At 37.1% G+C, this 11055-nt stretch carries 14 protein-coding genes; 13 read left to right on the top strand and 1 reads right to left on the bottom strand.

Features of this window, described 5'->3' with window-relative positions:
* The first annotated feature begins 59 nt into the window (after positions 1 to 59).
* From relB to HMPREF2802_RS06850, 6 genes are all read left to right on the top strand, one after another.
* Entirely contained in the window at positions 60 to 272 is a 213-nt protein-coding gene (gene relB / locus HMPREF2802_RS12150) for a type II toxin-antitoxin system RelB family antitoxin (protein ID WP_070503240.1), read from the top strand.
* Between the two features lie 74 nt (positions 273 to 346).
* Entirely contained in the window at positions 347 to 1138 is a 792-nt protein-coding gene (locus HMPREF2802_RS06870) for a ribonuclease FAU-1 family protein (protein ID WP_070503237.1), read from the top strand.
* Between the two features lie 180 nt (positions 1139 to 1318).
* Positions 1319 to 2179 carry a LysR family transcriptional regulator gene (locus HMPREF2802_RS06865; RefSeq protein WP_070503236.1) on the top strand — a complete coding sequence of 287 codons (861 nt, stop codon included), beginning with the start codon at positions 1319 to 1321 and terminating at the stop codon, positions 2177 to 2179.
* A 35-nt stretch (positions 2180 to 2214) separates the two neighbouring features.
* Positions 2215 to 3435 carry a sugar efflux transporter gene (locus HMPREF2802_RS06860; RefSeq protein WP_070503235.1) on the top strand — a complete coding sequence of 407 codons (1221 nt, stop codon included), beginning with the start codon at positions 2215 to 2217 and terminating at the stop codon, positions 3433 to 3435.
* Positions 3432 to 3917 carry a DUF456 domain-containing protein gene (locus tag HMPREF2802_RS06855; protein ID WP_070503233.1) on the top strand — a complete coding sequence of 162 codons (486 nt, stop codon included), beginning with the start codon at positions 3432 to 3434 and terminating at the stop codon, positions 3915 to 3917. Before HMPREF2802_RS06860 ends, HMPREF2802_RS06855 begins: the two co-directional genes overlap by 4 nt.
* Positions 3918 to 4204: 287 nt before the next feature.
* Entirely contained in the window at positions 4205 to 5362 is a 1158-nt protein-coding gene (locus tag HMPREF2802_RS06850; RefSeq protein WP_049409714.1) for an MFS transporter, read from the top strand.
* 71 nt (positions 5363 to 5433) lie between these two features.
* On the opposite strand, the gene HMPREF2802_RS06845 is transcribed toward HMPREF2802_RS06850, so the two are convergent.
* Complete coding sequence (locus HMPREF2802_RS06845; RefSeq protein WP_049408086.1) at positions 5434 to 6117, bottom strand: DUF1129 family protein; 684 nt, start codon at positions 6115 to 6117, stop codon at positions 5434 to 5436.
* 225 nt (positions 6118 to 6342) lie between these two features.
* On the opposite strand from HMPREF2802_RS06845, the gene HMPREF2802_RS06840 reads away from it, so the two are divergent.
* From HMPREF2802_RS06840 to HMPREF2802_RS06815, 7 genes are all read left to right on the top strand, one after another.
* A complete protein-coding gene (locus HMPREF2802_RS06840) occupies positions 6343 to 6675 on the top strand; it encodes an SA0632 family lipoprotein (protein ID WP_070503232.1) in 333 nt (110 codons plus the stop codon).
* Positions 6676 to 6982: 307 nt separating this feature from the next.
* Positions 6983 to 7279, top strand: a complete 297-nt coding sequence (locus HMPREF2802_RS06835) for a hypothetical protein (protein ID WP_002472533.1) — start codon at positions 6983 to 6985, stop codon at positions 7277 to 7279.
* Between the two features lie 201 nt (positions 7280 to 7480).
* Complete coding sequence (locus HMPREF2802_RS06830) at positions 7481 to 8029, top strand: GNAT family N-acetyltransferase (protein ID WP_002472516.1); 549 nt, start codon at positions 7481 to 7483, stop codon at positions 8027 to 8029.
* Positions 8030 to 8185: 156 nt separating this feature from the next.
* On the top strand, positions 8186 to 9436 hold the full coding sequence (locus HMPREF2802_RS06825) for an aminoacyltransferase (protein ID WP_070503229.1): 1251 nt from the start codon (positions 8186 to 8188) through the stop codon (positions 9434 to 9436).
* A 246-nt stretch (positions 9437 to 9682) separates the two neighbouring features.
* On the top strand, positions 9683 to 9880 hold the full coding sequence (locus HMPREF2802_RS12345) for a hypothetical protein (protein ID WP_242249890.1): 198 nt from the start codon (positions 9683 to 9685) through the stop codon (positions 9878 to 9880).
* Positions 9881 to 10116: 236 nt separating this feature from the next.
* Positions 10117 to 10302, top strand: a complete 186-nt coding sequence (locus HMPREF2802_RS12340) for a nitroreductase family protein (RefSeq protein ID WP_070503227.1) — start codon at positions 10117 to 10119, stop codon at positions 10300 to 10302.
* Positions 10303 to 10432: 130 nt separating this feature from the next.
* Positions 10433 to 10870: a GNAT family N-acetyltransferase gene (locus HMPREF2802_RS06815; protein ID WP_070503226.1), complete on the top strand. Its 438-nt coding sequence runs from the start codon at positions 10433 to 10435 to the stop codon at positions 10868 to 10870.
* Positions 10871 to 11055 lie beyond the last annotated feature (185 nt).

Genomic DNA, 11055 nt, shown 5'->3' with positions numbered 1-11055 from the left:
TTCTGTACTTCTCCCAAGCAAGCGAGAGTTTATCATTGAAAATTAAATGATTTTTAATTATGTCTCAGACGCACAGTATTTCTCTTAGTCGATTAATGAAAGAAGCAACACTAGAAAAAATTGAAGATGAAGCAGCTCTCGCAAGCTATAAAGAGGCGATGAAAGCATACAGAAACGACCCACGTATTTACTCTCCTGAGGAAGTTGACGAAATGTTAGGGTCTGTAAAACTCACTATTTTAACCTACTACGCCAGAGAATATATGAAATAATTCGTGGGACATATAAGACAGAGGATGACATAGGGAAAGCACTTCTATATAATTAATATCAAGGAGTGATGGCAGTGAAAGTAAAATATATCGATAAACGTCACTGGCGTCGTATTATAGATAGAGATTATACCGAAGTTAGAGTTAACAACAATAAGTTTAAGGGCATTATCGGCTTGGTTGAGATGCACAAGGTGCGTGATCCTCTCGAGGTATCAGTGGTCAACCGCAATATTATCGTGGCTGATGATGGCTATCAATGGTTACAGATTCTGCCTGACAAGAAACGCTATAGTATTACAGTGATGATGGATGACCAAGGGAATCCGCTTGAATATTATTTCGATATTAATATCAAGAATATTACGCAACGTGGGCATGCGCGTACACTTGATCTCTTCTTAGATGTCTTGGTCTTGCCTAATGGTGAGTATGAGCTCGTTGATGAAGACGACTTATTGCGCGCCCTCAACGACGCAGAGATTACGAACAAGCAATATCATGAGGCGTACGTGATTGCGCATCAACTCATGATTAAGATCGATGCTGATTTTCCTGCAATGCAAGACAAGATTATGTATTGTTTTCATAAAATAAAACAAAAAGCGCAGGGACGTCATTCGAAATTTCGAAATAAATTTAAACCGAAACATCGTAAAGGCCGTAATCAGAAATCACATACTACGCGTGCGCAACAATCGCATTTTAATAATAAAAGCAATCATAAGCCACAACGTAAAAACAAAGGACAGTGGCAACGTCATAATAATGAACAGCAGCACAATGACAGCAAGCAGCAAACTCGGACTGTAAAGAAAGAGCAACCTAAGACTTTGAAAGATTACTCTAAGTTTATTCGTAAATAGCGCAACACTCACACGTGAGCCTGTCATCTCAGGGCATAGGATACAAGGTGAAGTGGAAGTGAACGCAAATTTCAATTAACGAAGGGTTATTCTTGATAGAAGCATAACGGTTCATGAATTTAACTAATAATGTTCTAAAGATAAGTCAGAATATCTGAAAAGTTGTTATAGGGGGAAACTATGAAGATAGAAGATTATCGTTTACTGACTACACTGAATGAAACCAAGACTTTGCGCAAAGCAGCTGAGATTCTCTACATATCTCAACCCGCAGTAACCCAACGTTTGAAAGCCATTGAGAGTGCGTTTGGCGTAGACATTTTTATCCGTACGAAGAAGCAGCTGATTACGACGACGGAAGGGGCTATGATTATCGAGCATGCGAAGGATATGCTGAATCGTGAGCGTCTCTTCCGAGATAAGATGCAAGCGCATATCGGGGAGGTCAATGGGAAGATTTCGATTGGTTGTTCCTCTCTTATTGGGCAAACGTTATTACCTGAAGTACTCAATCTCTATACACGCCAATTTCCAAATGTAGAAATACAAGTTCAAGTTGGCTCCAGTGAACAAATTAAAGCAAATCACAAAGATTATCATGTCATGATTATTCGCGGTAACAAGATTATGAATTTGAGTAATACGCATCTTTACAATGATGAGCATTACTTTATTTACCCACGTGATCGTAAAGAACAAGTGAGCAATTTGCCATTTATTGAGTTTCAAGCTGATCCGATTTATATTAATCAAATTAAAGATTGGTACAGTCAGCATCTCGGGCAAGATTACCACGCGATGATTACGGTGGACCAAGTGGCGACATGTAAAGAAATGTTGCTGAATGGCGTAGGTGTGACGATTCTGCCGGAAATTATGATGAAACACATCGATCAAGAACAATTTGCGACGCAACGTGTGCATCTTGGTCAAGATACATTGATTCGTTCGACTTTCCTCAGCTACGATTCAAGTATGGTGCAGTTGCCACAAGTTGATTCGTTTATCAACTTAGTCATGGAGTATGTGAAGAAATCGTAAGAATCTTTGCTTGCCGCTAGACGAGGAGGACTACAATGTTTAAAGAACTATTACATATAAAGAACTATAAATTATTTGTAGTCAATATGATGTTATTAGGGATAGGTATTGCCATTACCATCCCTTTTCTCGTCTTATTTGCTACGAAAGAGTTAGGGATGTCGCGTCCGCAGTTTGGTCTGTTACTTGCAGCGGCTGCCGTGAGTCAATTCACTGTCAATGCGATAGTGGCGCGTTTCTCTGATACACATACGATTAACCGTAAATTTTTAGTTATCTGTGCACTTTTCATGGGTGCGATGAGTTTCGCCCTCTACTTCTATATACATAACAAGTGGCTCTATCTCGTGTTGTACGCGTTATTCCAGGGCTTATTTGCGCCTGCCATGCCGCAAATGTACGCGTCAGCTCGTGAAGCGATTAACCAGTCATCATTACGTGATCGAGCGAAGTTTGCGAATGCTGTCTTGAGATCGATGTTCTCCTTTGGATTCGCATTCGGTCCGTTTATTGGGTCGTTCTTTATTGATGCGCAAGGTTTCTCCGGTCTCTTCGCAGGGACGATTACGATTGTGCTTTTCACCTTACTTCTGCAAGTCTTTTTCTTTAAAAATGTACAAACGCAACATCAAGTTTCTACGCAAACTCATGTAGAAGCGAAAGCACCCAATATGTTGAAGAATTTGCCACTACTCATCCCATTTATTGGGTTTATCTTGTTACATATTGGGCAATGGATGTATACGATGAATATGCCTTTATTTATTACGGACTATCTTCACGACACAAGCCGCTATGTGGGCGTGCTTGCAGGTATTTGTGCAGGTTTAGAAGTGCCCTTCATGATTATCTTAGGCGTGTTGTCATCTAAGGTAGGTACACGTCCGTTACTGATGCTAGGTGGTCTGAGTGGAAGTGTCTTCTTCGCAAGTATAGGCATATTTGATAGCATCATTGCGATGATTATAGGTCAAATCTTCTTGGCCTTCTTCCTAGCGATTCTGTTAGGACTTGGCATTACTTATTTCCAAGACATTCTCCCTGATTTTCCGGGTTATTCTTCAACATTATTCGCCAATGCGATGGTCATAGGTCAGTTATGTGGGAATTTACTCGGTGGAGTGATGAGTGACTTGGTAGGTTTAGGTCAAGTCTTCTTCGTCTCTGCAACATCGCTTTTGCTAGGAGTTATACTAATCTTTTTCACACAAGACCAGCAGTTTACTAAAAAAGACAATGGAGTAGATAACGCATGACAGTCATATTATGGTTACTCATTATTGCGGCGTTCGTCGTCGCATTTATCGGGTTAATTAAACCGATTATCCCGTCCTTACCTTTCTTATGGATTGGGTTCTTAATTTATCAATTTGGTATGCACAACGGTCATCTTTCATGGATCTTCTATGCCGCGATGATTGTGTTTACAGTATTTATTCTGCTCGCTGATTTCTTGATGAATAAATATTTCGTCAATAAATTTGGCGGTTCGAAGACGAGCGAGTGGGTTGCGTTGATTGGTGTGATCGTGGGTTGCTTCGTCTTCCCACCATTTGGCATTATCATTATTCCTTTCATCGCTGTATTTGTAGTTGAAATGATTCAAGAACCGAATTTCACGAAAGCATTGAGCGCGAGCTTCGGTTCGATTGTCGCATTCTTAGCGAGCACAGTAGCACAAGCCTTGATTATGGTCATTATGATGATTTGGTTCTTGCTTGATGCGCTTGTGTTTTAACAATTTTGGATAAAATGAATGATAGGCCAGTGTACGCTTGAAGAGCGTGCGCTGGTCGTTTTTTGTTTTTAGTTTGCAAACTTTCTAGGTTAAGGTGGCTACGCTCAACTGATTTTACTTGTCAGGATATTAGTGAAAATTAGAATTGAGTGCGTTTTCATAAGAAAAAGTTAAGTAAAGGGGTTGAGGTAAGGACTTCATTTTTAGTATAATCGCTCTCGTGTAATTTTATTACAAAATTTGTGATATATAATGTCATAGATAATAAAAGAGAGGGAGGGCTAGAAATGAAGTACCCTGTAGCAATTTGGATGTTAGCCATTGGCGCGTTTGCGATTGGAATGACAGAATTCGTCATCATGGGATTACTCCCTAATGTGGCACGCGATTTGAATGTCTCAGTCAGTGACGCAGGACAACTGATTACCGGTTACGCGTTAGGTGTAGCAATCGGTGGTCCCATTCTTGTGATGTTAACGATTAAATGGAATCGTAAGTATTTATTGCTGACGTTGATGGGAATATTCATTGTTGGTAATGTTGCTGCGGCCTTGAGTCCTAACTACGGCTTTATGCTAACAAGCCGAATCATCACGTCATTAGCACATGGCTCATTCTTCGGCATTGGTTCTATTCTTGCCGCAAGCATGGTGAGACCTGAGAAACGCGCAAGTGCCATGGCATTAATGTTTATGGGGCTCAGTCTGAGTAACATCTTAGGCGTGCCATTCGGTACACTCATCGGTCAGAATCTTGGATGGCAAATGACCTTTGTCGTCATCGCTATACTTGGTTTCATTGCTTTATTAGGTATCGTCTTCTTCGTACCAATGACGCGCGAAGAAGTGAAATCATCTATGTTGAAAGAACTTCGTATTCTGAAAGAGAAAGAAATGTGGCTCACATTAGGCATTACACTCTTCGGCTTCAGTAGTGTCTTTGCTTATTTCACGTATATTTCTACGATATTGACGGATGTCACTGAAATACCTGAGCACTTCATTTCTGGTATGCTCATCATCTTTGGCGTAGGTGTGACTCTTGGAAATATCTTCGGAGGTAAGCTCGCGGATTGGAACTTGAACCGTGCCTTGCAACTTATCTTTATTACATTCATCATTTACTTCATTGCGCTTTACTTTATCCAGATGAGTGCCGTAGCGATGGTTGTAGGTATCTTCCTATTTGGTTTCATTGGGTTCAGTATGAGCCCTTCCTTGCAGTTTAAAAGTACTTTGGTGTCTCAAGACGCACCTACTTTAGCGAGTACGCTGAACCAATCAGCATTTAACCTTGGAAATGCACTCGGGGCCTTTATCGGCGGCGTCGTTGTTGAAAGTTTACCTATACAATATTTGAGTTTCATTGCACCACTACTCACATTAATCGGTTTAATTCTTCTATTAATTAATATGTATATAAATAAGAAAGAACGAGTAGCGTAATAAAAAAAGGTTATCCTTTTCCTCAGAAGACATAAATCTACTCTGGGTAGAGGGATAACCTTATTTCTATATTATAACGACGTATTCGCATCTTTATTTACAAAGTGATGATCAATATATAATGAAATTGGAACTAACGCAATCGATATGAGAATAAAGGTCCAATTACCTACTCGAATGTAAGGACCGAACGCTAAAAATGATTGCGGGATAAAAATAACATAGAATAACGAAATCATTAGACACAAAATAATGATATATGCCAATATCCACGACCAATGTGATTTAGAAAAGCACTGCATCTGTATCGTTTTAAACAACATCCAAATAAAAAGAAAGATAATGACAATACCGACTACAATCGTAATAGGGAAGGTATATAAATAAATACGTGAAGTTCGAATAAAGAATCCGATAAATCCTTTAAGGAAACAGAACAAACCTAATAACAATATGAAATGTTGAATAATATATTTACAAATATTGATAAAGGTTTCGTTAGGCAATGCTTTGATCTCTTTACGCGCGTGTGCCTTAGGATCATGGTCAAAGAAATCCATCGCATGTGTGCCTTTGTCTTCGGCCACGAGCAAGCGTTTGAGTATGCGATTCAGCATCTTCTCAGAGTCATGTGAGTTCACCCGTAATTCTGCTCGAACGTAGGCCATGTAGTTCTCAAAGATTTCTCGGTCGGTATTGTTTAGCCTCAGCGCTTTAACATTATTCTCGCGTGTGAGTTTATCGGTAGATTTCATTGTCGTCAGCAGTCCTTTGTATTAATAAATTCGTATTATGACATATTATGACGAAGTATTTTAAATAAATCAATTTTTATTTCTATATGAGATTAAGTTGTGAAGTTGGAAGGAATGACTCTCTTTACTTTTATCTGTAAAACGACGACAATTTAAGTTGATCCATGAACTTCATGATCTGAAATGGTAGAATAAATATGAAATATTGAGTAAAGGAGTCCATTTATGAAGAAATGGTTAGTATTGATTCTCGCCGCAACGTTGACACTGTCTGCTTGTGGTAAAAGTAACGAAAAAGCGTCGTTACAGAAAGATTCAGAGAAACTTGAAAAAGAGAATAAATCATTGAAAAAAGAAAAGAAAAAGCTTGAAGATGAAAACGACAAGCTGAAGGATAAAGAAAAAGATCTTCAAAATGATGTGAACGGCTCTAGTTCTGAAAGTGACAGCGATGAAGGTGATAAAGAGGAAGATAAGGATGCGGACAGTGACGATAAAGGTAGTTCAACTGACTCTAAAAGTGACGAAGATAGCGATTCGAATTCCTCAAAAGACTAGGGATGAAATGGATGAACGCTACTAATACCAGTCTCATTTTGCGAAGTCAAACCGTTCGCTGTATAATATATGAAGTGCAAGCGTGAGCGTTAAGTGCTAAACCCTAAACCTTGAATTAGCAACGCCTGATTTGAACTTCTCGTGTCGACGTTTAACTATTTTAAAAAAAGGGTATTAAAAAGGATAATTATAGGAAAGCTATCAAATAATAGAATTAAAAATAATGAAGATAAACAACGTTGGTGGGCACGCCACTACTAAAAAAGTGCTGAGATGATGGGTAATCAGAGTAAGGAGATGAATCGAAATGCATGAACAAGAATTTAGTTTATTAGAAGGTCGATCAATTACTTTACCAGAATTAGGTAGAGAACTTGAAAATATTACAGGACGTGAAATTGTAGATTCAACTGGCGAAATCAAACGCGTCATTGCGCATTTACCTAATTTCGAATCTGATACAGATACGTTTGTAGCTACATATCACTTGAATAACCAAAGTGATTTCATTGATGCGACGTTTACGGCACCTAAATCAGAACGTAAACGTTTGAAAGAAGTACCTGTACACGTAGAACTCATTAGCTATATTACGAAATCATAATGACACCTGTCGCGCATGATAGCGATGAGGCTACACATCAATAGGGAATGTCATAGCATGAAATGTAGTTGAATTTGATGAGATTTTCAACAACTATAAATAGAAGAGTCTGTGGGATGTTAGACGAGGAAACGTATGAAACAACGTCATTAACATCCCTTTTCATTTACTGTATAGCAGAGATGGATCAGAGGTGTGAATATGACTATTTATATAGAAACTGACCGCTTAATATTGAGGGATTGGAACGAGAAAGATTTACTGCCGTTTCAAAGAATGAATGCGAATACGCAAGTGAGACGTTACTTTCCTGATTTGTTGAGTTATCGCAAATCTGAAGTGGATATGCGACTCATGAATGATATTATTCATAAACATCAACTTGGATTGTTTGCTGTTGAGTTAAAGGAAACGAATGAGTGGTTAGGCTTTATCGGTTTGAATTATTTGCCGAAAGAAAGTAAGTATCGGTTTAAAGAGCTACCATTTTACGAAATAGGTTGGCGGTTGATTCCTGAAGTTTGGGGGAACGGCTTAGCGACTGAAGGAGCTGAAGCGGTGTTAGCGTATGCCCAGGATCAAGGTATCACTGAAGTCTATGCGTTGACGGCGGAAGGAAATGCGAGTTCACGTAAAGTGATGGAGAAGATAGGGATGTCGCACTACGACGACTTTGAATACCCTAATTTGGGAAAATACCATCCGTTGAAGCGTCATGTCAGATATTATAAAGATTTAACGTCCTCTTAAGTGGTGGGGTGTTAGCGCAGAATGGCTAGCCTACCACTTTTAAGCTGTGTACAATATGACGAGTATATTAAAAGAATGTTACAATAAGTTGTAAGTTTCTTAACATTGTAAAGTAAGTAGAAATAAGAGATGTCATGATTATAAAGGAGTTACGCTATGTATTTTACTCAACTTACAACTAAAGAATTTCAAGAATTTGTCGATCATCATTTTTCGCATTATACTCAAAGCGCAGCGCATTATGAATATCGAGCTGAACACTTTCAAGATGCCTATTTATTAGGTGTGAAAGATGACAGTGAGAACGTGTTAGCTGCTTGTTTATTAACGAAAGCACGTTCTTTCAAATTCTTTAACTATTTCTATACGCACCGTGGACCAGTGATGGATTATAACAATATCGAATTGGTGAACTTTTTCTTTAAAAATCTGACAGACTATCTTAAAAAAGAAAATTGCCTTTATGTCTTAGTAGATCCATATGTGTTAGAAAGTGTGCGCAATGCAGATGGTGAAATTCTCGAACGCTATCATAATGAGCATTTTAAAAAAGAACTCGAACAGCTCGGCTATAAACATCAAGGTTATACGACAGGTTATTCAGATATGAGTCAAATTCGTTGGCTTTCTGTGCTCGACCTCAAAGGTAAGAACGGTAAAGAAGTACTGAATGAGATGGACTATCAAACACGTCGTAATATTAAAAAGACGTATGAAATGGGCGTAGAAGTTAAAGATCTGTCTATAGAGGAAACGCCTAAGTTCTATCGTTTGTTCCATATGGCTGAAGAAAAGCATGGCTTTAAATTCAGAGATGAAGCGTACTTTGAATACATGCAGAAAGTCTATGGTGACAATGCTTCATTAAGATTAGCTTATGTAGATTTAGACAAATATTTGACGACTTTACGCGAGAAACATGATGATTTAGAGCAACAGATTGCGGAAGTCAACAAAGCTTTAGAAGAGAGCCCAAATTCTAAGAAACAGAAGAACAAGCATAATCAGCTTACTCAGCAACTCAATGGTAACCAACGCAAGATTGCTGAAACAGAAGAAATGATACAAACAGATGGTAAAGAATTAAATTTAGCCGCAGCCCTTTACATTCATAACGAGCACGAAGTGTATTACTTATCGAGCGGTTCCAATCCGAAATACAACCGTTACATGGGCGCCTACCGTTTACAATGGGAAATGATCAAGTTCGCATTAGAGAACGGTATTGAGCGCTACAATTTTTATGGTATCACGGGTGACTTTAGTGAGGATGCTGAAGACGCCGGTGTTCAACAGTTCAAGAAAGGCTTTAATGCGCATGTCGAAGAGTACATCGGTGATTTTATTAAACCGATTAAACCATTCTGGTATGCAGTTTCTTCATTATTAGGTAAGATTAGACATTAAAATAGTTAAAACGAGCTCTATGACATACGTAGTGTAAGTGTGTTGTAGGGCTTTTTATTATGGAGGGAAATAGAGGATACCTATGTAGAAATAATAGATGGATGGGGAGAGAATAGTTATCTTATTCTAGTAATTATATCTACATAAAAACTTTTTTAACATATTGCTATGCAAGTGAAAATGGTATATAATTTATAAAAAGAATTCTGAAAAATCTAATCAATTCATTGGAGAATGGAGGCAACCATGAACTTTGAATTTCGACAACATTATGAAAAAGATGTTTTGACTTCAAGAAGATCTTGTAGGAATTTTTCTGGAGAAAGCATATCCTTACAAAGTTTATCCAATCTATTATTTTATACAGGTGTGATTTTATTTACGAATTCAACAAACTACTTTGGTGAAGTAAATAAAAAAGTAGCTCCATCACCAGGATTATGACACTCTATAAAGCTATATCCAGTTATAAATAATTGTAATGGTGCGGAAGAGGGAACATATCATTATTGTCAAAAAAATCATTCATTAACTTTGATTTCAGATACTAGTACAAATGAATTTTTGGATGAATCATTATATGGACAAGAGTACTTTTTATATGCTGCAGTAACAATTTTTTATACTAGTGTAATTAATAGACAAAATGGAAGTATAAAGGCAGTAGAATTTATAGAATAATGCATTATGAAACTGCACATTACGCACAAAACTTTTTACTGGCAGGCACAGCTTTAGATTTAGGAGTTTTTGTTACGGGAGCTATAAAAGACAGTCTTATAGAGAGAAAACTAAAAATTGACGGAGTTAATGAAGTACCTTTATATGTTTCTGGAGTAGGACAAAAAACTTCAGGGGCCTTATAGTCGAGTAGGTATAAAAGTAGTGATGAAATGAATATAAAATTCCCTAAAATGCTCTCATCAACGAATGAACAAAAAATTTTAGGCTAATACTGTTAATATATTGCCCTTATTCTAGTTAGGAGACGATAATATGATTATTAAACAGCCAAGTAATGATGAGATTAAATTAATTGAGGATTTAACACCTCAAGCATTTAATGAAGAAACACCCAATAATATTATTTTATCAGATGAAACCATTATTAAAAATTCGAAGAAATTGTATGAAAGTGGGGCAGAATACTTTGTAATAATAGAAAATTCTACAGTGATTGGTTGGGTTTTATTAGATGAAAAAGAAGATAATTTCTCGAATAAGAAATTTGGTTTTATCTATGAACTCTTTGTAATTCCAGAATATCGAAATAAAGGAATTGCTACTAAATTATTGAATTTCTCTTGTGAATATTATAAAAATAAAAATTGTTATGAAATAAGATTGAACGTATATAAAGGCAATAATGCAGCATGTTTATATGAGAAGCTAGGTTTTTCAGACATTAATATAACAATGGGAAAAAAATTATGATTTCTTATAAGGAATATGAATAAATTTAAGCTACCTTTAAATATATATACGTTTAATTGGATCGTTTCTAAATATATTTACTACAAGTTCTATCACCCCATTTATAGCTTTGTACTTATAAGATAATACTAGTAAAGCATTCACTTCCGTATATTTAGCATTAACTGTAATAGCAACTTTTCTTT

The sequence above is a fragment of the Staphylococcus sp. HMSC071G07 genome, assembly GCF_001811435.1.
GTDB classification, from domain to species: domain Bacteria; phylum Bacillota; class Bacilli; order Staphylococcales; family Staphylococcaceae; genus Staphylococcus; species Staphylococcus pettenkoferi.
This window is presented reverse-complemented; position numbering and strand designations above follow the sequence as displayed.

Excerpts from the sequence above, each read along its gene's own strand:
- HMPREF2802_RS12345 (WP_242249890.1), top strand. The coding sequence starts at position 9,683 with ATGAACTTTGAATTTCGACAACATTATGAAAAAGATGTTTTGACTTCA.
- HMPREF2802_RS06860 (WP_070503235.1), top strand. The coding sequence starts at position 2,215 with ATGTTTAAAGAACTATTACATATAAAGAACTATAAATTATTTGTAGTC.
- HMPREF2802_RS06815 (WP_070503226.1), top strand. The coding sequence starts at position 10,433 with ATGATTATTAAACAGCCAAGTAATGATGAGATTAAATTAATTGAGGAT.
- HMPREF2802_RS06850 (WP_049409714.1), top strand. The coding sequence starts at position 4,205 with ATGAAGTACCCTGTAGCAATTTGGATGTTAGCCATTGGCGCGTTTGCG.
- HMPREF2802_RS12340 (WP_070503227.1), top strand. The coding sequence starts at position 10,117 with ATGCATTATGAAACTGCACATTACGCACAAAACTTTTTACTGGCAGGC.
- HMPREF2802_RS06855 (WP_070503233.1), top strand. The coding sequence starts at position 3,432 with ATGACAGTCATATTATGGTTACTCATTATTGCGGCGTTCGTCGTCGCA.
- HMPREF2802_RS06830 (WP_002472516.1), top strand. The coding sequence starts at position 7,481 with ATGACTATTTATATAGAAACTGACCGCTTAATATTGAGGGATTGGAAC.
- relB (WP_070503240.1), top strand. The coding sequence starts at position 60 with ATGTCTCAGACGCACAGTATTTCTCTTAGTCGATTAATGAAAGAAGCA.
- HMPREF2802_RS06835 (WP_002472533.1), top strand. The coding sequence starts at position 6,983 with ATGCATGAACAAGAATTTAGTTTATTAGAAGGTCGATCAATTACTTTA.
- HMPREF2802_RS06845 (WP_049408086.1), bottom strand. The coding sequence starts at position 6,117 with ATGAAATCTACCGATAAACTCACACGCGAGAATAATGTTAAAGCGCTG.
- HMPREF2802_RS06865 (WP_070503236.1), top strand. The coding sequence starts at position 1,319 with ATGAAGATAGAAGATTATCGTTTACTGACTACACTGAATGAAACCAAG.
- HMPREF2802_RS06840 (WP_070503232.1), top strand. The coding sequence starts at position 6,343 with ATGAAGAAATGGTTAGTATTGATTCTCGCCGCAACGTTGACACTGTCT.
- HMPREF2802_RS06825 (WP_070503229.1), top strand. The coding sequence starts at position 8,186 with ATGTATTTTACTCAACTTACAACTAAAGAATTTCAAGAATTTGTCGAT.